At 66.9% G+C, this 20,487-nt stretch carries 15 protein-coding genes, 1 tRNA gene and 1 pseudogene; 7 read left to right on the top strand and 10 right to left on the bottom strand.

Going from position 1 to position 20,487, the window contains the following annotated elements; all coding sequences use genetic code 11:
• Positions 1 to 49: 49 nt before the first annotated feature.
• Positions 50 to 1,210: a choice-of-anchor Q domain-containing protein gene (locus ACILRJ_RS14480; RefSeq protein WP_395683910.1), complete on the bottom strand. Its 1,161-nt coding sequence runs from the start codon at positions 1,208 to 1,210 to the stop codon at positions 50 to 52.
• Positions 1,211 to 1,583: 373 nt separating this feature from the next.
• On the opposite strand from ACILRJ_RS14480, the gene ACILRJ_RS14475 reads away from it, so the two are divergent.
• On the top strand, positions 1,584 to 1,826 hold the full coding sequence (locus ACILRJ_RS14475) for a DUF2188 domain-containing protein (RefSeq protein ID WP_395683909.1): 243 nt from the start codon (positions 1,584 to 1,586) through the stop codon (positions 1,824 to 1,826).
• A gap of 160 nt (positions 1,827 to 1,986) precedes the next feature.
• On the opposite strand, the gene ACILRJ_RS14470 is transcribed toward ACILRJ_RS14475, so the two are convergent.
• The 3 genes from ACILRJ_RS14470 to ACILRJ_RS14460 form a co-directional block, all read right to left on the bottom strand.
• A complete protein-coding gene (locus ACILRJ_RS14470; RefSeq protein ID WP_395683908.1) occupies positions 1,987 to 2,199 on the bottom strand; it encodes a hypothetical protein in 213 nt (70 codons plus the stop codon).
• On the bottom strand, positions 2,196 to 2,546 hold the full coding sequence (locus ACILRJ_RS14465) for a hypothetical protein (RefSeq protein WP_395683907.1): 351 nt from the start codon (positions 2,544 to 2,546) through the stop codon (positions 2,196 to 2,198). Before ACILRJ_RS14465 ends, ACILRJ_RS14470 begins: the two co-directional genes overlap by 4 nt.
• A 311-nt stretch (positions 2,547 to 2,857) precedes the next feature.
• Positions 2,858 to 6,760 carry a beta strand repeat-containing protein gene (locus ACILRJ_RS14460; protein ID WP_395683906.1) on the bottom strand — a complete coding sequence of 1,301 codons (3,903 nt, stop codon included), beginning with the start codon at positions 6,758 to 6,760 and terminating at the stop codon, positions 2,858 to 2,860.
• 704 nt (positions 6,761 to 7,464) lie between these two features.
• Between ACILRJ_RS14460 and ACILRJ_RS14455 the strand changes: the two genes are divergently transcribed.
• The 3 genes from ACILRJ_RS14455 (at position 7,465) to ACILRJ_RS14445 (ending at position 11,096) form a co-directional block, all read left to right on the top strand.
• Entirely contained in the window at positions 7,465 to 8,172 is a 708-nt protein-coding gene (locus tag ACILRJ_RS14455) for a hypothetical protein (RefSeq protein WP_395683905.1), read from the top strand.
• Positions 8,173 to 8,380: 208 nt separating this feature from the next.
• Positions 8,381 to 9,475 (top strand): G1 family glutamic endopeptidase, encoded by a 1,095-nt coding sequence (locus tag ACILRJ_RS14450; RefSeq protein WP_395683904.1) that lies wholly within the window; start codon positions 8,381 to 8,383, stop codon positions 9,473 to 9,475.
• 259 nt (positions 9,476 to 9,734) lie between these two features.
• Positions 9,735 to 11,096, top strand: a complete 1,362-nt coding sequence (locus tag ACILRJ_RS14445) for a hypothetical protein (protein ID WP_395683903.1) — start codon at positions 9,735 to 9,737, stop codon at positions 11,094 to 11,096.
• A gap of 95 nt (positions 11,097 to 11,191) precedes the next feature.
• Here the strand turns inward: ACILRJ_RS14445 and ACILRJ_RS14440 are convergent, their stop codons facing one another.
• The 3 genes from ACILRJ_RS14440 to ACILRJ_RS14430 form a co-directional block, all read right to left on the bottom strand.
• Positions 11,192 to 11,749 (bottom strand): hypothetical protein, encoded by a 558-nt coding sequence (locus tag ACILRJ_RS14440; RefSeq protein ID WP_395683902.1) that lies wholly within the window; start codon positions 11,747 to 11,749, stop codon positions 11,192 to 11,194.
• Positions 11,750 to 12,059: 310 nt separating this feature from the next.
• Positions 12,060 to 12,134: transfer RNA gene (locus tag ACILRJ_RS14435), tRNA-Val, on the bottom strand.
• A 60-nt stretch (positions 12,135 to 12,194) separates the two neighbouring features.
• Complete coding sequence (locus ACILRJ_RS14430) at positions 12,195 to 12,989, bottom strand: type II toxin-antitoxin system RelE/ParE family toxin (protein WP_395683901.1); 795 nt, start codon at positions 12,987 to 12,989, stop codon at positions 12,195 to 12,197.
• A gap of 394 nt (positions 12,990 to 13,383) precedes the next feature.
• On the opposite strand from ACILRJ_RS14430, the gene ACILRJ_RS14425 reads away from it, so the two are divergent.
• Positions 13,384 to 14,595: a choice-of-anchor Q domain-containing protein gene (locus tag ACILRJ_RS14425; RefSeq protein ID WP_395683900.1), complete on the top strand. Its 1,212-nt coding sequence runs from the start codon at positions 13,384 to 13,386 to the stop codon at positions 14,593 to 14,595.
• A 238-nt stretch (positions 14,596 to 14,833) separates the two neighbouring features.
• Positions 14,834 to 15,283 (top strand): nuclear transport factor 2 family protein, encoded by a 450-nt coding sequence (locus ACILRJ_RS14420; protein ID WP_395683899.1) that lies wholly within the window; start codon positions 14,834 to 14,836, stop codon positions 15,281 to 15,283.
• 218 nt (positions 15,284 to 15,501) lie between these two features.
• Here ACILRJ_RS14420 and ACILRJ_RS14415 read toward each other — a convergent pair.
• A pseudogene (locus ACILRJ_RS14415) lies at positions 15,502 to 15,600 on the bottom strand (hypothetical protein); the annotation flags it as partial.
• 74 nt (positions 15,601 to 15,674) lie between these two features.
• Between ACILRJ_RS14415 and ACILRJ_RS14410 the strand changes: the two are divergent.
• Entirely contained in the window at positions 15,675 to 16,142 is a 468-nt protein-coding gene (locus tag ACILRJ_RS14410) for a GNAT family N-acetyltransferase (protein WP_395683898.1), read from the top strand.
• Positions 16,143 to 16,190: 48 nt separating this feature from the next.
• Here the strand turns inward: ACILRJ_RS14410 and ACILRJ_RS14405 are convergent, their stop codons facing one another.
• Together ACILRJ_RS14405 and ACILRJ_RS14400 are read right to left on the bottom strand one after the other, a co-directional pair.
• Positions 16,191 to 16,901: a hypothetical protein gene (locus tag ACILRJ_RS14405; RefSeq protein ID WP_395683897.1), complete on the bottom strand. Its 711-nt coding sequence runs from the start codon at positions 16,899 to 16,901 to the stop codon at positions 16,191 to 16,193.
• A gap of 41 nt (positions 16,902 to 16,942) precedes the next feature.
• Entirely contained in the window at positions 16,943 to 20,407 is a 3,465-nt protein-coding gene (locus ACILRJ_RS14400) for a hypothetical protein (RefSeq protein ID WP_395683896.1), read from the bottom strand.
• Positions 20,408 to 20,487: the final 80 nt, after the last annotated feature.

The following is a 20,487-nucleotide window of genomic DNA, read 5'->3' as shown; positions in this document are numbered from 1 at the left end:
GCCTGCCGCACCTGCGACGCGCAGTGCGCGCCGTCGCTCGCCGCGTGCCCTATTCGAATCCGGCGACGAAAATGTAGTTGCTCTCGTAGGCGCCGAGATCGATCGCCACGCCGTCGATGCGCTGCGCGCCATCGAGGTCAACGACCGATGATCCTGCGATGGCGTCGACACCCGCGTCGATCAGCGGCGACGACGGCGACAGGCGGAAGTCGTCGACATCGGAGAATCCCGGCGAGATGTTCAACGCGCCCGTCGACGTGACCGGCGTTCCGACGAGCGACTGGATGTCGTTGTTGCGCAGGTCCGCATGCCGGAACTGTCCGCTGACGTCGATATCCGCCATGCCGGCGGCGGTCGAATTGTCCCAGAAGATGTTGTTGTCCAGCTTGAGACCGCCGAACGTGAAGTAGTCCAGCACCACGCGCTGCGTCAACTGCGTGTCGGTGGATACGTTGCGTGCGAACGTGTTGTTGGCGACATCGATGGCGTTGTTCGAGAACAGGTACGCCGCACTCGCGTTCGGCGACTCGTTGTCGACGAACAGGTTGCCGCGGACGATCAGCGGCTGGCCATCGGTCGCGACGAGCAGGCCGCCGACCGCCTGTTCGCCGGGGCCCGCGACGCCGATGTTGTGCCGGAAGATGTTGCGCTCGACGAGGACACTGCCGCCGGCGACGGGACCGGGGTCGCCGATCTTGAGGCCGCCTGCGCTGGACTGGAACGGCGACGAGCCGCGACCATTCTGGAACGTCAGGCCACTGATCACGATCGCGCTGTTCGGTATGGCATTGGCGTTGATGGTCAGCACGCCGTCGACGCCGCCACCATCGAGCACCGTCAGCGATGCATCCATGCGCTGTTCGGCGCATGCCGCATCGACATAGCCTCCACGGATCGACAGGTCATGGTTGTTCGACACGCTGCCGACCCACCCGCCCGCGGGCGCCGCGTAGGTACCGACGCGGATGCGGATGTCGTCCGCATCGTTGTCGCCGGTCGATGTCGACAGGGCCGACAACGCCGCGGCCAGCTCTTCGGCGCTGCCGACGCAGGCGACCCGCGTTTGCGCTGCCGCGCCGCTGCTCGCGCCGAGCAGGATGACCGTGGCGAGGACGACCCCGTGTCCCACGAGTGCCGCGCGCGGGCTTCGCCCCCGGGCGATGGTCGGCGATCGGTGGACGGTGGACTGGACGATGGCGATGTCGAACACGGAAGAATCCTGCGTCGGAAGGTGGGCGATGCGTACAACGATGTTCCGGGCGCATGCACGACACGCACGCCGTCACGTCGCGCGGCATCGACCGCGCGCACGAGGCGCCATCCCGGTCGACACCGTTGTGGTCCGGGGTGTGTTCCATTCCGGCGAAGGAGGGTTGTGGCCGCGCGTCGGCGCATGCGCGTGCTGCAGGCGTGCGCCCACGCGGCGATGACTGGAACGCTGGATCCGGTCCTCACCCGCCGCCACGACCGGCTTGGCGGTTGGAACCGCGCGCCGACTTGAACGCGCGGCAACGCGAAACGGCGGCGTTCAGTCCACAGTGCGATGCATGTGGTTCATTGGTGACCCTGACTGGGGTTCGCCCATGAGTAGACGCTACGTGATGCATCTGGTCCACCGCAACGCCGACGACCGCTGGCATCTGCAGCACCTCGGTCGATCGATCTCCGCGTTCGACACCCGGGAGGAGGCGATTGATGCCGGGCAGACGCGCGCCCATCGCCTGCACGAAGTGGGAACGAATGCCCAGCTCGTGATCCACCGCCAGGACGGCTCGATCGAGAACGAATTCAGCTACGGCGAAGACCCGCACGAAATTCCCGGTTGACACAGCGGCCGCAGGTGCTCGATCGAAACCGGACTGCCTGGCCGAAGATCCGCGCGGGATTGCATTCCGATGCGACAGCCGTCGGCCACCCATGCAGCGACGCGCCGCCACCACACCCCGCGGCGACACGCGCGAGTGCGCGCAGGACGGCACTGCCGCTTCAAACGGCGAGTTGTTCCTGTCGTCTTCTGACCAGCCACGACTCGACGCTGTGCGGCGCGTAATAGTTGCCCGACGCGACGTCGTTGAAGCCACGCTTGTCGAAGCATCCTCGGCGCGCCTGGCATTCGTCGCGAAGGGAGAAGTAGACCATCGCCCCCATCTGCGGCAGGCGGTCCCTGGCGATACCCCATGCGACGGCATTGGCGGTCATTGCACGTACCTCCGATAACGCGTGCAGGTTTTCCAGCGCAGCCTGCCGGCCCCCGTGTTCGGGATGCGCGCGCCGGGAAGCACGCGGAAGTCGCTCAACGCACCGCGCTCTGCGGCTGCGTCCAGCGCGAGCAGCACCGCACTCGTGTTCTCCACCGCAGCCTTCAGATCGTTCTCGTCGGCGCAGATGTCGAACCCGTCGAGCCCGAGCGGCGAATCCGGCAAGCGTTCGATGCGCACGGCCGCGTGCCACCCGGCGACGAGCGTGCGGATGTCCTCGGCGCGCGCGGATGCTTCAAACGTGGCGAAACAGCGCACGCGGCGCTGGTCGGAATGAATTGCATGCATGGAATGGCCTGTCTCGTGGAACTTGCGAGATCAGGCGCAAGGGGGACGGCCGATACGAAGCGGGAGGTCGATGCGACCAGGATACGAATCGCCGCCGATCAGCGGTGTCCGTTGGCTTCGAATGGCTCGGGATGGTGCCGCACTATAACACCCGGGTTGTGCGCCAAACCGCGGCGAAGATGGTCCGGCACGGGTCCGTTCACAAACGCGGGCATTCGCCATCGGGTACGGCCTGCGTCGCCGCACCCGTTCGATCCGCTGCGCCGTGTCGCGCGATGCGCGCGGCACGGCATATCTATTCACCCTTGCGCTCACTCCGCCGGGCACTGCGCCGTCGCGGAGTCGAAACCGTTGCGGAACACGACATCGGCTGCGCTCAGCACGACGACAGTGAGCGGGACGGATGCCGTGCTGGCGGTATTGTTGCCATCCCCGCTGTAGCCGGCACCCAGCAGGTAGGTGGTTGCGGTAGCGCTCGGAGAGGCGAGCGCGCTGCTGGTGCAGGTTGCCGTTCCGGCCGACAACGGGACGCTCGAGCACAAGGTCTGGAAATTGCCGTCGTCGAAGGTGACCGTCCCGGTCGGGCTCAATCCGGTCACCGCCGCACTGAAGGTGAACGGCTGCGACTCGACGAACGTGAGCATGCACGTGCTGACGAGACCGAGCGAGGACGTCACCTTGGTGATACTCAAGATCTGCGATGCCGTGCCTGCGAGGTAATTGGCGTTGCCCGCCTGGCTGGCCGTGATGGTGCAGTTGTTCGAGCCGACCTGGAGGCCGGCGACGACACCGCTGGAGGAATTCACCGAACAATCCGGGGACAGCGTCGAGTACTGGATCGGGTTGCCGGAATTCGGATTCGCGCTGGTGGCGAGGACGGTGCCGGTGCCGCCGACGGTCACGATCGGTGGCGGAACGAACGTGAGGAACTGGCTCGCTTGTCCGACCACCTGGGCCAACGTGGACGAAACAGCGCCGCCGTAGTTCGCGTCGCTGTTGTACTGCGCGGATATGGAATGCGTGCCGACGCCGAGCAACGTCGTCGAGTACGTCGCGACGCCACTGCCATTGAGTGGGGAGCTTGCGAGCGTGCTGAAACCATCCAGGAAGGTCACCGTTCCCGTCGGCACCGGACCGGATCCCGCTACGGTTGCCGTGAACGTGACGTTCTGGCCCGGCGTCGACGGGTTCAGCGAGGACACCAGCGCCACCGTGGGCAGGGGCAGTCCGTTCAACGAAGTGAGCACCACATCGTTGCCGCTGCCGCCGACATAGCTGAGGACAAACTGGTAGACCGAATTCAACGTGACGACGCTGCCTTCGGGCAGGCCATTGAAGATCCCGTTCACCGGATCGGCGCCGTCGTTGTTGATCAGCACGAACGGCTGCCCCAGCGCCGGTATGAAACTCGGCGACAGGCTGACATTGAGCGAAGAGCCGGCACCCAGCGACACCGTGCCCGCCACGTTGAGCTGGCTGTAGCCGGTTCCCACCGCGGCGCCGTTCAACGCGAAGCAGCCCTGGCCGCCCAGGCTCAGGTTGCCGGTGTTGATCTGGCCTGCGCTGCTGCCGCTGCCACACGAATAGCTGCCGCCGGGAAATACCGCACCGGTCGCGGTCAGCGTGCCGATCGTGCCGTAGCCGTTGAGGGCGTAAGGTCCGCCGTTGTGAGTCACCGCGGTTGCGGGCAGCGACGCTCCGTCCAGGCGCAGGATGCTGTTGCTGGCGATGGCCGTCGCCGGCAGCGAGACTGCGTCGAAGCGCAAGGGTCCATTGCCGGTGAACGTGCCGCTGTAGCTGCCCGATGCGGCGATGTGCACGCCGTATCCGCCGGTGGAACTGACGGTGATCGGACCGGTGCCGCTGAGGCCGCCACCGAGCACGAGGTCATAGGCGTCGAACGTCACGGCATTGATGCCGACGTTGATCGGCAGATTGATCGTCGTGCTGCCCACCGTCGCGGAGATCGCCGTGGTCAGCACGATGCCGTTGCCGTTGAGCGTGTAGCCGTTGCCGCCGAATACCAGGTTGACGAACGACGTGAAGGGCGCGAGGTCGTTCGTGTTCGTGAGGTTGGCCGCGCCCGAAGGAAACAGCAGCGTGTCGCCGGCTTGCGGCACCGTCGCCGGGCTCCAGTTGTTCGGATTGGACCACAACGCACTGGTCGCACCGGTCCACGCGTGCGGCGCGACCGTGCAGGTCAGCACCACGTCATTGCCGCTGCCGCCGACATAGCTCACGGCGAACTGGTAGACCGAGTTCAGCGTGACGACGCTGCCTTCGGGCAGGCCGTTGAAGATCCCGCTTACCGGATCGGCGCCGTCGTTGTTGATCAACACGAACGACTGCCCTTGCGCAGGAACGAAGCTCGGCGACAGGCTGAGGTTGAGCGACGACGCGGCTCCCAGCGACACCGTGCCCGCCACGTTGAGTTGGCTGTAGCCGGTTCCCGCTCCGACGCCGTTCAACGCGAAGCAGCCCGGGCCGTTCAAATTCAAATTGCCGGTGTTGAGCTGCCTCGCGCTGGCGTTGCCGCACGAATAGCTGTCCGCGGGAAAGACAGGACCGGTCGCGGTCAGCGCGCCGATCGTGCCGTAACCGTTCAACGCATAACTGCTGCCGCCATGCGTCACCGCGGTCGCCGGCAGCGAGGTACCGTCGAGGCGCAGGATGTTGCTGCTGGCGATGGCCGCAATGGGCAGCGAGACCGCGCCGAGCTGCAGGTGTCCGTTGGCGGTGATCGTGCCGCTGTAGCTGCCCGATGCGGCGATATGCACGCCGTATCCGCCGGTGGGGCTGATCGTGATCGGACCGGTGCCGCTGAGGCTGCCACCGAGCGTGAGGTCATAGGCGTCGAGCGTCACCGCATTGATGCCGACGTTGATCGGCAGGTTGATCGTCGTGCTGCCCACCGTCGCGGAGATCGCCGTGGTCAGCACGATGCCGTTGCCGTTGAGCGTGTAGCCGTTGCCGCCGAATACCAGGTTGACGAACGACGTGAAGGGCGCGAGGTCGTTCGTGTTCGTGAGGTTGGCCGCGCCCGAAGGAAACAGCAGCGTGTCGCCGGCTTGCGGCACCGTCGCCGGATTCCAGTTGTTCGGGTTGGACCACAACGCACTGGTCGCACCGGTCCACGCGTGCGGCGCGACCGTGCAGGTCAACACCACATCGTTGCCGCTGCCGCCGACATAGCTGACGGTGAACTGGTAGACCGAGTTCAACGTGACGACGCTGCCTTCGGGCAGGCCGTTGAAGATCCCGCTCACCGGATCGGCGCCGTCGTTGTTGATCAACACGAACGACTGCCCTTGCGCGGGAACGAAGCTCGGCGACAGGCTGAGGTTGAGCGACGACGCCGCACCCAGCGACACCGTGCCCGCCACGTTGAGTTGGCTGTAGCCGGTTCCCGCTCCGGCGCCGTTCAACGCGAAGCAGCCCATGCCGTTCAAATTCAAATTGCCGGTGTTGAGCTGCCTCGCGGTGGCGTTGCCGCACGAATAGCTGTCCGCGGGAAAGACCGGACCGGTTGCGGTCAGCGCGCCGATCGTGCCGTAGCCGTTCAACGCATAACTGCTGCCGCCATGCGTCACCGCAGTCGCCGGCAGCGAGGTACCGTCGAGGCGCAGGATGTTGCTGCTGGCGATGGCCGCGATGGGCAGCGAGACCGCGCCGAGCTGCAGGTGTCCGTTGGCGGTGATCGTGCCGCTGTAGCTGCCCGATGCGGCGATATGCACGCCGTTGCCACCGGTGGGACTGATCGTGATCGGACCGCTGCCGCTGAGGCTGCCGCCAAGCGTGAGGTCATAGGCATTGAACGTCACCGCGTTGGTGGCGACGTTGATCGGCAGGTTGACGGTCGTTGCACCACCCACCGTGGCGGACAGCGAACTGGTCAACACGATGCCGTTGCCGTTGAGCGTGTAGCCGCTGCCGTTGAATACCATGCTGACGAACGACGTGGAGGCGGCGAGGTCGTTCGTGTTGGTGAGGTTGCTGGCGCCGGAAGGAAACGCGAGCGTATCCCCATCGGCGGGTACACCGTTCGGCGTCCAGTTGGACGGGTTCGACCACAGCGCGCTGGCGGCACCGGACCAGCTGTAGAGGCTCGATGCCCACCCCGGCGGCGGCGCCAGCAGCAGGATCGCTGCCGTGCACGCGATCAGGATCGTTGCGCTGCCGCGAGGTGGCCGGCGCGTGACCCTGTCAGCCGCCATGCGAGTCGCACCAACAAGCCGTGCGCCCGGCCGTGCCGAACGAGATGTCGCGATCCGCATTGCTTTCCCCTGGAAGAGCCCTGAATCCGCGACTGTGCGTGCTGATGCCAGCGACGCCTGGTCGCACCTGCCGTCGACGCCTGCGGTCCCCACCACACGACTCAGCCGATGGGCAGGATTTCCCTACCCGGGTCGCAAGTCAAGCGGACGCGCGCGCTTCCTTTGTCCGCTCTACGTCGCCTCTGCCCGACACCGTCCGCCCGCGTAGTCGCGACAAGGCAGGTTGAACGCGCTGTCGCGGCGTCCTCGTCGTCGTCGACTGGCGCGAACCCGAGTTCGAAACAAGACCCTTCTGCGCGGCCTGCACCGTGCCACCCGTGAACAGCATCGTCGGCGCCGGGCGCACGCCGCAGGCAAGCGCTCTTCCGATTCCCGTCGAGATCGACCTTCGCAATCTTCAGGCGCCCGTCGTACTGCGTCGCAGTCGTTCGCGGGCGGCGCGCGCGCCTTGCCCGGACCACACCGTTCGCCTGCATCGTGTTGCTCGGCCATCATGCTGCGATTCAATCGGAAAATTCCTCCGTTCCCTTTTTTTCCCAGTGGCCCGGTCCTGCCGCTTTCGGCGCGTAGTTGATGGCAGGCCGGACGTCGCCGCATGCGCGGCGACGTTGCGCCTGCACATTCCCCTACTGGAGACACCCGAAATGAAATTCCGCATCCTTTCCCTCGCCCTGCTCGTCGGCACGTTCGCCGGTGCCGCGTCCGCGCAGGACTTTTCGTACGATCCGGCGCGCCTGTACGGCGTCGAAGGCTCGCTGACGCAGGTGAGCGACGGCCTGTACGCACGCGTCGGCGACGATGGCGAGGCGTATGTCGCCGTGTCGCCGGCCGGCCATCGCGCGCTGCTGCAGAAGCTGCTCGACCTGCGCGCGCGCGTTCCGGTCGCGAAGTCCGGCAAGGCAACGCATTCCGCCTTCGACGACCTCATCGAGACGCTGAGCGCGCCGGAGCCGAAGAACCAGGACGTCGGCGGCGACTGCAATGGGCCGATCAATGGCGCGACCGGTCCGCTGCGCGCGCAGGCGCTCGCGGGCGGCTTCCCGGGCAACGACTACGGCGCCAGCGCCAAGGCGTCGAATGCGACCAACCCGATCATCGCCACGACCAACAAGGCGACGGCCGACGTGCAGGATCGCAATGGCACGACCGTGGCTTCGCAGTCCGACACGAAGAGCGGCGCCACCGCCGCCATTGCGACCGCCTACAACGCGCAGCGCGGCTGCACGGCGCAGGCGACCGCGTCGGTGACGTGCCCGGGTCACACCCAGCCGTCGATCAGTGCTGTCGCTCTGAACCACAGGCCCAACTACGTCAACCCGCTGGGCCAGACGGTCTCCTGCATCGTGAACTGATCCATCCGGCCGGAGGCCGACCGGGGACGAGGACGGCGCGTTGCCGTTCTCGTCGTCGTCTCGCGCGGACGGCGGCGAGGGAACCCCGGTCATCCGGGCGGCCTCGCACATGCGAGGCCCTTCGCATGCTTGCAGCACCCATGGGCGCGACCACCTCGCGCATTCCATGGACCACTCCAATGACGCAGCCCTTGAACGGAGATCCACCATGAAACCGCTTCGATCATTCGCAATCGCCACCGCCTTCGCAGTCACCGCCGCGCCCGTGGCAATGGCAGCCACCGGCGCGCCCGACGCGTTGCTGCCCGAAACGACGCGCCTGGAACACGCACTGACCTTCGCCACCACCAATTGCGGTGGCGCCGTGCTGCAGACGCCCCAGCCGGGCACGCAGTTCGCGAGCGACGCCGCCGACATGCCCGCGCCGGCCCGTTCGTTCTACGCCCTCGCCGCACAGCATCGCGTGCGCTGGCTGTCGAGCATCGACTGCGAGCGCACCGGTCGCACGCATGCACTGATCCCGGCCGGGAGCGACGCCAAGGACGCGCCCGGCGTGCAGAGCGTGAACACGAACTACACGTCCTCGAACTGGTCGGGTTACCAGTTCAACCACACCGCGCGCTTCGTACAGGCGACCTACATCGTGCCCACCGTCAGCAATCCGACGCCGGGCTATTCCACCAACGGCTACGCCGCTTCGGTGTGGGCCGGCATCGGCGGCGGCTTCGGCGCGAGCACGTCCGACCCGCTGATCCAGTCCGGTACCGCGCTGCAGATCAACGGCACGGTCAAGACGTACTACCACTGGTACGAAGTCGTGAACGGCCCAAGCGACACGAATGGCGAGATCCGCATCAACTCGCTGACCGCGCATGCCGGCGATTCGGTCGGCACGGTGTCGCTGTGGCTGTCGAACACGCTGCAGGCGGAGATGGGCATCTGCAACCTCAGCAGCGGCGTCTGCGTACAGTTCTACGTGCCGAATACGCCTGCGCCTGGCGCGTCGACCGAGTGGATCGTGGAAGCACCGACCTCCGGCCTCTACCCGCGTCCGCTCGCGAAGTTCGGCACGGTCTCGTTCGGCAACGTGTGCTGGGCGTCCACCTATACGCCGAACTCGACCGTCAACTGCGGCGCCTTCACGGGTGCGAACCCGATCAAGCTGCAGCAGAACGTGCTCGGCGGCTACCAGACCCTGGCGCAGCCCGGTGCGATGGCCGCGAACGGCGACTTCACCGACTACTACCAGCAGCCGCAGCAGATCGTGATCTGCGGCAGGCTCGGCTATCCGCCGTGCCCGTGACGATGCGTACGCCACCCGCCGGACGACACGACTGACGAGGCTCCCATCGCATGGATGATTGCGCCGGCGCCGGAGTGCGCCGGCGCTCTCCATATTGCTCCGCGGTGTTGGAGCGGCGGCGCAAGCGCCTTGCACCTGCGGGCCGCCTGAACACAAGACAGTTGCTCCGTCCCAGGCAAGCCGGATGATCCCTGGCCAGTCGATCTGGCGTATGCAGCTGTGAGACGCCCGTCGTGGCGTTCACTCTGCGAGGCCTGTCATGTTCTTCCGCAACGCTCTTTTCTGCACCGCGCTGGCGGCGAGCACGCTCGCGACCGCCGCGGACAGCGACGTCGACACGTCGTTCGGCATCTTCTCGACCGGCCACAACGTGGTGTCGATCAACGGTGGCGGCGGCAACGGCGACGCCGTGGCCGAAACGCTGGTGGCGCCCGACGGTTCCCTGTATCTGGTCGGCACCACCGACATCGCCGGCGGGCAAACGCGCATCGCCCTCGTGCACCTGCTTGCCAACGGCCAGCTCGACACCGGCTTCGGCAACAATGGCCACTACGTCGGCCCGACGCTCAACATCAAGGCCGCGGCCGCCGCGTTCGCCGCGAACGGCGACATCCTCGTCGCCGGAACACGCCGCATCGCGGGCGACAACACCGACTTCACCGTGTGCCGCCTGCGCAACGCCGGCGTGGCGCAGTTCGGCAACACCGGCCTGCCTTGCATCACGCTCGCCTTCGATCTCGGCGGCACGCTGCAGGACACTGCGCGCGACATCGTGCTGCTCGATGACGGCCGCATCGCGCTGATCGGCTCGGCGGCCGCCGCCAACGGGGTGATCGAGGCGGCCGTCGCGATCATCCATTCCGATGGCACGCCCGACGTCGTGTTCGGCCCCGGCGGCAAGCGCCACTGGATCCAGGATGGATTGCACGAGGTGAACCTGCATGCGGGCGTGCTCGACTCCGATGTCATCCAGGTGGTCGGCGATGCCAAGGAAGAAGGCAGCCCGCGCCTCGGCGCGTTCAGCGCTTGGGTAAACTTCGGCACGGGCGCACACCTGAACGACAAGATCGACTACCTCGCCGATGCCAACGGCCAGGCGTTCTATCGCGACGTGGTGCTGGACAACGGTCCCAGCCTGCGCATCCTCGCCGTCGGTGGCGTGCTGCAGAACGGCAAGTACCGCGGTGTGCTCACGCGCGTCAACCAGTTCGGCGACTACGACACGAGCTGGGCCAACGGCAACGGCTACGCCACGATCAACGCCGGCGAATCGGTGCAGCTGACCAAGATCGTCAAGCAATCCGACGGCAAGCTGCTGGTCGCCGGCACGCTGCAGAAGACCGGGTTCACCGGCTCGTCGCTGCTGGTCGGGCGCTACAACGCCAATGGCAGCCTCGATCTCGGCAGCTTCAATCTGCTGCAGGGTTACCGCGAGATCGATTTCCAGATGCCCGGCAACTACGACTACGGCGCCGTGCTCGCCCTGCAGTACGGCAAACCCGTGCTGGCCGGTTCGGTCCAGGCGAGCGGCAGCAACACCGACTACGACTTCGGCGTGGCGCGCCTCGAGAACGACCTGATCTTCGCCGACCGCTTCGGCAGCAGCCCGCAGGACAATTGAGCGACGCGTGGGCGGAGGCGACGACGCCTCCGCCCACTCGACGTGTCCACGGTGGATTGCGGCCGCGGAAACGAAACAAGCATGGGCGATGTGCGTCAGCGCGCTTCGCGGCGAAAGAACACCAGGCTCCACACCGGGCCGAAGACGAACCAGAGCGCGGTCGAACCGGCGCCGATGGCATACCAGGCACGCAGCGGCCTGGTGATCGCATCGTCGCCAATGAACGCGATGAGGCCGGTCAGCAACACGAGCGCGATGACCCACGCGACAATGCAACGCAGCCACAGCTCGAATTCGTAGCGCACCGCCTTCCATCCCGTGGACGGCGCCTTCGCAGGCACCGCTCCCGCGGCGAAGCGATGCGCGAAATGCGCATCGGCCCAGCGCACCGCGAGCGACCCGAACGCGAGCGTGAATCCGACGTACGCCGCCGCGAGGCCGTGGGCCGTGGTGGCCGGCGTACCCGACTTGAGGTCGAGCGTCGCGGCAGTGAACAACAGCGCATCCACCGCCGGCAGCGACCACAGCAACCAGCGGCTGGCTTTCTCCCGGCGCAGCAGGTAGCGCACGACGAGGCTGAGCAGCAGGATCAGCCAGAACGCAACCTCGCACGCGACGATCAGCAGGTAGAGCGCGACGGATTGGCTGTGCATGGTGGAGGACCGTTCCATGGTGCCGAAGGCGTGTCGGGTGGTGCCCACGCGCTGAGGCATCTCTGAAAAATGTACCAAACCACTGTTCCCTTCTGCGGCCCGTCACTGTTGGAAGGCGGCGCCGTGAAGCGCCGCCTTCCTTCGTGATCGGCGTTTCAGCGGGACGAGCTGCGCAGGTGCCGGATGGCAACCCAGCACACCACGATCACCATGCCGACAAGGCCGTAGTCAGTCAGTGCAGGAAGAGCAACGGGCAATGGAATAACCCAACACCTCCAGGTCGAGGGCGAGGTCCAGGGACTGGACCCCGTGGTAGCGGGGAGTGGAATCGAACCACCGACCTCCAGCGGGTTAAGCTAGCGAGCTGCCACTGCTCTACCCCGCCGATCCAGTCTGCCGGGACGCATCCGGCCGTGCAAGCACGCATCCCTGCGCAGATCCATGCTTACCGATACGGACCCGGTCCGCTCCAGACCACGTCGCCGAGGTGGTAGACGCGCCGTATGTTGATGACGTCGCGCGCGTCGCCGATGACCTTGAGTTGCGGTGAGTCCGGGTCGACCATGCGACAGGCGCTCGAGCCACGTCGCAGTGCGACCTCCAGCGGGCAGACCATGAGCCGCAGCGAGCCGGGCATCGGCAGGAAGAGTTCGGTCATGCCTTGCGCGCGCCAGGCGCGCAAACGGGTTTCGTTGGCGAGCTCGTAGAACACCTGGAAGCCATCGACTCCCATGTCAGGTCCGACCGGCGGCGGCGCCGTGTCGCTGCGCCCGCGGTTGCTGCCGAGCTTGGCGGCCAATGCCGCACTCGCGATGGCGTTGTCATCCGGGGCGCTCATGCCGGGCGGTTGTCCCCACACGTGCGCAGGGCGAGCGACCTTCGCGGTGTCGCGCGGCGCGGCGCTCGGTTCGGGCGCGGTGTCGGGTGGTATGTCCGCGGGATCGGTGGTGTCGGCCACCTCGGCAGGCATCGGCACGGTGGCCTGATCGATAGGTATCGGCGGCGGGCGCTCGATCGCACGCGGCGCCTTCGGCTTGTTCGGGCGTGCGCGCTTGTGCACGGGTGGCACCGGCTCGGCGGGCGATGGCGGGAGCGTCTGGTCGAGGAGCGTCACGCGCATTCCGCTGCTGCCCGCTCGGGCCTGTTGCGTGGCCGTCGTGATCGGCGGATCGCGCATCATCACCACCAGGAGCAGCGCATGCAGCAGCACCGACACCAGCGCAGCCAGTGCGCGATGCACGCGATCGGTCCGGTCCCGAGGCCCATGGATGGCCCGGTGCGACGTCCTGCTCATGCCGCCGTGGAGGGATGGACGCGGCGGGCTTTCATGATTCTTCCGGGGCGGGTCTGGAGACAGGGTCAGGCGGAAATGACGGGGCTGGATCATTGAGCCCGCGACGGGAGTCGATCGCGAGTATCATCGCGCGTTCGAGCCGGATACGACATTCTAGCGAACTGAAAGTTGCAGGACGTGGTGAAGAAGGTCGTGTCGGGGTGGCGAAGACGTGTTCTGCACTCATCGACGGCATTCCAGAGAATCAAACTGACCCCTGTCCGCTTTCGCGATGGCAGCCATCGCACCGCTCCATCGTCTGAACCGAAAGACACCGTTCAACCGCCCGATGGAGAACGACATGGTCACTTCATTTGCGCACCGCATGGGGCGCCACCTGACCTGTGCCGGCGCCTTGGTCGCACTGGCCTGCGGTGCGCCGGTGTGCGCCCGGACGATCACGGTGACGAGCAACATCCTGGCGAGCTTCGAAGGCGAAACGCTGAGCCACGCGGTGCTCACGGCACAGGACGGTGACATCATCGACTTCGACCTCCCCCATCCGTCGACGATCACGTTCAATTTCGGACTCACCCTCGACAAGGACGTGACGATCGTCGGCCCCGGCAGCGACAACCTAGTCCTCGACGGAAATTTCGATCCCAATTTCTTCATGCTGACGGTCGCGGGCGGGCACACCCTCACGATCAGTGGCCTGCAGATAAGCGCCGCGGGCGCAAACGCGCTCATCAACAATGGCACGCTCACGCTGGACCATGTCGTGATGGCCAACAACAGCGGAAGCCTGATCAGCAGCGGCACGCTGACGGTGAACGACTCGACGTTCCGCCAGAACACCCGCGCGAACTTCGGCGGAGCGATCAGCGGAAGCGCAAGTGCGCACGTCACCGTCAACCGCAGCAATTTCTTCGGCAACGGTGCCGGCGTCGGCGGCGCAGGGATCTACATCCCGGCCGGCGGAACGCTGGTCGTGAACGACAGTGCATTCGTCTCCAATGTGTCGGACGGCGCGGGCTCTGCCGGACGCGGCGGCGCGATCCTCAGCTTCGGCAACGCGACCGTGAAGGCCAGCACGTTCAGCGGCAATGCCAGCGATGCAAACGGCACCGGCGGCGCGATTGAAAGTACCGGCTCGCTCATCGTCGACAGCAGTACCTTCGCCGCCAACGTCGGCTTGGGCGGCGGCGGCGCCATCAGCAACCTCGGTACCGCCACCGTGAGCCGCACGATCGTCGTCGGCGACTGCAACGGCACGGCGATCGTCTCGGCCGGCGACAACATCGGCACCGACACCTCGTGTTTCGCCAACTCCGCCGCGCTCAACGATCGCCAGAACCTCGATCCGCACCTCGGCGGCCTCGGCGATTTCGGCGGCGGGACGATCACGTACGCCTTGCTGCCCGGAAGTCCGGCCATCGACGCCGTCATCGTCAACGCCGCGACGTGCAGCGGAACCGACCAGCGCGGCGCCCCGCGCCCGATGGGGACGCGGTGCGATATCGGCGCGTTCGAGTTCGACCCGGATCGGATTTTCGCGAGCGGTTTCGACTAGAGCCGGGGAAACTGAACCTCTATCCCTCTCCCCTCGCCCTGTCGAGCATGCAGGCCGCGACGACGATCATCGGGACTGCTGACGACGGTCCAAACAAGAGATCAGCGAACCTACTCCCAAGCCTGCCACCCCGACGATCCGTCGCGACAAGGCACTCTGACCCCCTTATGACGCGACGCTTCGGCGCGCTCGCGCATCCCGTACCCGTACGCCCCTTCCGCCGACGCTCGAGGTCCCCATGAATTCCCACGCTATTCTCGCCTGCGCATTCTGCCTGCTCGCTGCCGTGCCGGCGCAGGCGCGCGACTGCAGCGCCGCGCGCGTCGCGCCGCAACGCCGCGATGCCGACACGATCCAGCGCATCGAGCGCGGCTGGCTCGCTGCCGAATACCACGGCGACGTCGCCTTCCTCGATTGCCTGCTCTCGCCCGGCTATGGCGTGATCGTCGCGCGCGACGACCGCGTGCGCAGCAAGGCCGACCTGCTGCAGCGCGTCGCCGGGAATGCCGGCAAGGACACGCCGGTGCCCGCGCTCGCGACCCGCGTCGTCGTCGACGGCGACCACGCCACCGCGTACTCGACGATGCGCGTGACCGGCAAGGACGGCGTCGAGAAGACGGTGCAGTACGTCGACGCGTACGTGTTCGACGACGGCGCGTGGCAGGCGGTCGGCGGCGTCGACCTGTAGCGGTGTCGCCGGCCCGTGCCGGCGGCGCTGCGAGCGATCGCGGCGAACATCCTCGCACTCGCGTGCATCCCGCCACTTCCCGATTGGACGCGGCCAGCATGTGCGGATGCCGGACACATCCGCGAATGGCCGACGGCGACATGGCTACCGAAGAAGTCCTGCGCCTTGGCGGCGGGCGGCGTCGGGGTCGCGACCAGCGTCGAGCCGCATGGCCCGCACCATTCGCCCCGAAAGTTGACGAGCACGGGTGTCGGCGACTGCAGGACATCGGTGACGAAGGTGGTGTCGGTGGTGGCGACGGAGGTGGGATTGGTCACGGCTCGGAGCACATCCCAGATGCCGAAATTCAAACGGATAATTACTCCGTCGCCTTTGTTCGAGGATCGCTTCGATGCCTGTCACCCGACCTGCCCTTGCCGACGACAGCGACGCGGTCATCGCGGTCGTGCGCGCGTCGATCACGCAAGGTTGCGTCGCCGACCACCAGAACGATGCGGACACGCTGGCTCGCTGGCTGTCGAACAAGACGCCGGCACATTTCCGTACCTGGCTTGCCGATCCGGACAACCATACCGTCGTCGCCCTCGTCCGCGGGCGTCTCGTCGGTGTCGGCATGCTCCATCGCAGCGGCGAGATCCGCCTGTTCTTCACTGCGCCCGGCATGCAGCGCCAGGGCATCGGCACGGCGATCCATGCGTCGCTCGAAACGCATGCGCGTGCGTGGGAAGTGCGGCGGCTGCACCTGCACAGCACATGGCTTGCGTGTGCGTTCTATGAAGCGCTCGGCTACCGGTCATGCGGGAACGCCGAGGTGCTGTTCGGTGTGCTGCAGGGTTATCCGTACCAGAAGGCGTTGTGAGACTTGCCGGCACTTTTCGACCGGTCATCTACTCCGTCCGGCTTGCCACTATTCTCTTGCCTGGCATTGATGCAGCGGATCGCCGATGCGCCTGGCCAGATCCAGCATGGCCCATTCGATCAGCTTCAGCGACGGTCCCGCGAGGACGCGTCGAGCGTAGATCTCGCGCACGTTCCTGTAGATCGCCACGGGCGTGGCCACGATACCGCGCAACGACCACCATCCGAACACGGCACACGCGGCGACCGCAGACCAGTTCCTGCGTTGAGCACAGCGCCGGCAGGACAACGCGTACTCCACCTCTCCGACGCTTGAAACGACGTACGAGAACACGACCCAGCGCGGTCGCATCTCGACGGGCTTCCCTCGCGCGCCACAGCGCGGACAAGCGCCGGCGAACGTGGAGCGAGCGTGCTCGAGCACCAGGTCGGGCGCCAGGCCGACCGCAACTTCGTACAGCTGCGCATCATCGCGACATTTCAGGCTGCAGAAGCGCCGCCCCTCCGCCTTGACGGCCCCCAAGGCGATCGACTCGCCGCAATGGTCGCACTGATTCGTGACGCCGGTCTGGCGCACGAGGCCCACTCGAGCTTTGTGGTACTCCAGTTCAAAGCGTTCACCGGAAACGCCCCGTTCGACCAGGACGAGCCGCGCCGCTTCGCGCGCCTCATCGGCGAGGTCACTCCGGATCATGTGTTGCAACAACTCTTCTGTATCGAGTTGCCGATACCGCTGGAAGAAGTTTTCTTGCGACAGCATCACGGATCCCGTTTACTACGACCCCTTTTTCCCTGCGCGGCCTAGCCGCGCGTGCGACGCCCGGACGGCAGGCGGAACGGCGAGTTCTTCGCGAGCCAGGCGCGGGCTCGCTCCACGTCCGGCGCCGGGACCTTCGAGAGCCAGTACGAGTGGCGATCCAGGTACGCCGCGAGCGCGATCGCACGCGTGTGGCTTGCATCCTTGGCATCGCCGTAGGCGGCCTCGAGTGCATACGACCAGGCCATGGTCGGTTCCATGCGCTGGTTCGCGCGCGCCCACTCGAGCGCGCGATCGCGGTAGCGCGCGTCATGGGTCTCGTCGAAGAGCCAGATGCAGGCTTCGGCGTACAGGTAGCTGTTGAGCCCGTGCGTCGTCCAGGTGGTCGCCTCGTCGCGGCGCGCCTGCTCCAGATGCGCCAGCGCGGCGTCGTGCTCGCCGGCAAGTCCGGTGAAATACGCGAGGGCGAGGTGCCGGGCGAACATGGCGTCGGCGTCGGTGCCATTGTTGAACGAGGCGGCCGGCAACGCCTCGATGAACGCGCGCAGCTTCAGCGTGTCGCCGCTCTTCGCCGCGGCGAACGCGAAGTACGGCAACGCGGTACTGGTGTTGAGGTCGTACCAGTCCCCCTCGATCGCGTTGTAACGGGCGTAACGGTCGAACGCGGCCACGGCCGCGGGGTAGTCGCCCTTGCGCAGCGCGAGGTACGCCGGGCCGAACAGCACGTAGTGGGACGGCAGCGCCTCGTCGCTCGACGCCTCGTGGGCGTCTTTATGGAACGCACTGCGCTGGATCGGCATCGAGGAGCGACTGCCCGGGATCGGCCGCATGACCGTCCTCGTGCTGTCGACGCGGATGGTGGGTGCGCCCTCGATGCGCGAGAGGAGCGCGGGCAGGCCGTCGAACGGCGCGCGATCGATGAGGAAGTAGGTCAGCGCCGAGCGCACGGCCGGCGTCCTGCCGGAGATGTGCGTCGAATCCCAGTTCGCGTCCATCGCGCGTACCGGATCGCTCGAATACCAGGTCGCGACGTCGGCGTCGCTGGCGCCTTCGACGCGCTTGCCGACCAGTGCGGCGAGCCAGAATTCAGGCAGCTCCGGCTGGTCCGCGTTCGCCATGAAGGCCGGCCACGTGTCCTTCGCGAGGCCGAACGCGAACGACATTCGAAGGTAGTCGTAGAGCGCCCAGGCGGACTGATAACGGCCGTATCGTTGCTGCGCCACGCCGGCGGCGGTCGCGTAGTCCCCGTCCAGGATCGCGATGCGCTGCTCGGAAAGCAGGCTCGCGTCCGACCCTGTCCGGTACCCGGCCGAACGTGCGTAGAACGGACGCGCGAGATCGAGCCGGCCATACCAGAAGAGGCGGTTGCCGATGTCCGCCGACTGGTTGGACAGCTCCACACCATTGCCGCTTGCCTGCGAGGAAAACCCCGGGTAGCTCTCGCCGACTTTCGCGGCGCCTTCCGCGTCTCCCTCGGCTATCAACGCGGACACCAGAGTCGGGTACGGCGCCCAGCCTTCGGGATCGCTCTGGATCTGCGCGCGCAGTGCAGCCGTGTCCGACCGCTGGCCCGGCGGGGCCGCTTTCAGCGCCGCGAACTCCGCGGCGCCGAGGGAGCCGTGGAAGCGCGTCTGCAGCGCGGCGAGCAGCGCGTCCGGCGCTTCGGCCTGCATCTCGACACCGGGATAGTCCTGCGCGTACGGGAGCCGGTCGATCGCCTTCGCCCACGTCGAATTCGGCGGAAAGTCGCTGCCGTACGCCTTGGCGAAATCGGGGCGACCTTGCGGCCGGCCGAGCACGCGCCATGCGCCCGCCGAGTAGAACGTGCCCTGCTGTTCGAAATACACGGCGACATCCGCCTCGGCCGTCGCGAGCCGCTGGTCGTTCGGGTTCACGTCGCCGGGGCGTGCCTGTGCACGCTGCGCAAGCGCGGTCGCGCGCAGTGCGGCGAGGTGCGGATGCCCCGCGTATTCGGCATCGTAGGCGTCGGCAAGTGCGAGCGCGGCATCGATGCGCCCCTGGGTCAGCTGTTCGAAGCGGAACGCCTTTTCGAGCGTTCCGAGACTCCGCGCCGAGAGCAGCTGGAGGAAATCCAGTTCGGTCGGATCGAGCGCGAACGACGTGCAGCAGAAGCGGCGCGGTTGCTGCGCGAGCAGACGATCGATATGCCGTTTGGCGGACAACGCAAGATCTTTGGCGGGCGACGCGCCCAACGCGGCGGCGCCGCGGGCGATGTCCTCGACGCTGAAGCCAGCGATCGGATAGAGCGCGTCGAGCACGCGCTTGAGATCGACGTTGTCGTCGACCTGCCAGCCGTCGTATTCGCCGGCGCGGGTCCGCAGCAGCACCGCCCAGCTCGGCGACTGGGCCTGCTTCGCCTGCGCGACGGCGGGCATCGGCTGCCCCGGCGTTCCACGGCCATTGGCGAAGCGCATGTCGCGCGCATCGAATTCGCTCATCAGTTTTTCCGCAGGCGCCGGAATCGAAGGCAGGGCCGCGAGCACCTCGGGCATGTTGCCGTTGAGGAGCTCGCGCAGCACCTGCGCCGTCGCATCGCTGTCGCTTCCGAGCACGGCGAGCGCGGCCGGACGTTCGTCGAGATGCATGAGCGCGCGTGCGCGGATGCGCCGGCTCTCGGCACTTTCCGGCGCCATGGACGCCGCGAGCCAGGCCTTTTCGAACAGGTGCTCGGTGCCGCGGAACGACGGCGTCGGGCCGAGCATGGCGAGCAGTTCGTAGCGCCGGGCGGCGTCGAGCATGTCCACCGGCGCACCCGCGACGAGCTTCTCGGCCGTATCGGGAAGCTCGAAGGGTGCGGCGGGTGCGGGCGCTGTGGGCGTGGCCGCAGGCGTCACCGCGTCGCCGAGGCCCAGCGCGGCGATGATCCCGGGCAATTTCGATTGCCACGCGACGAACGGCGGGACTTCGTCACTGAATTCGATCCCGTCCCAGCGTTGGTGGGCGACCGTTCGATACGGCAGGGGATCGGGTTTCTGGACGCTCGCAAACACTTCGAGGTGATGGTGCCCGTCGTGGCCGACGTAGGTCGTCACCACGGTCTTCGCATGGACCGCGCGCGCAAGCTCGTCCACGGCATTGGCATCGAGGCGGCGCAAGCCCTCGCCGAGGGCTTCGGCCGCGACGTAGGGATCGACCACGCAGCGCCCGTCGCGCGCCAGCGCAAGCGCGAGCTGCGCAGTCATGATCGAGCGGGTGGCGCGGTCGAATCCGAGGTGCTGGCTCTGGAACGGCACCACGAGGGTGTCGCAATTCGTTCCGTCGACCAGCGCCGAATAGCGCTTGCGTTCCGCATCGAACCAGGGCGAACGCACGTCTGCGGAGACGGCGGGCTGCAGCGAATCGGGGGTCGGCGCATCGGGATCGGTCTTGAACACGACCTTGGCCGCGGTCGGCGGAGGTGCGGTCTGCTGATGGTAAGAAAGGCCGACGGCGACCACGATCGCCGCGCCGATCGCAACGAGGATGCCCGAGAAGACTTTAGAACCCATGTGCGCACTCCCTATTCTTTGCTCGCGGCGCTCCGCTGGAGCGCGGCGTCTATGGCCTTCGTAATCTGCGCTTTCGAGTC

This window comes from Dokdonella sp., assembly GCF_044227025.1.
GTDB lineage: Bacteria > Pseudomonadota > Gammaproteobacteria > Xanthomonadales > Rhodanobacteraceae > Dokdonella_A.
The sequence above is the reverse complement of the archived record's forward strand: the minus strand, read 5'-3'. Positions and strand labels throughout refer to the sequence as shown.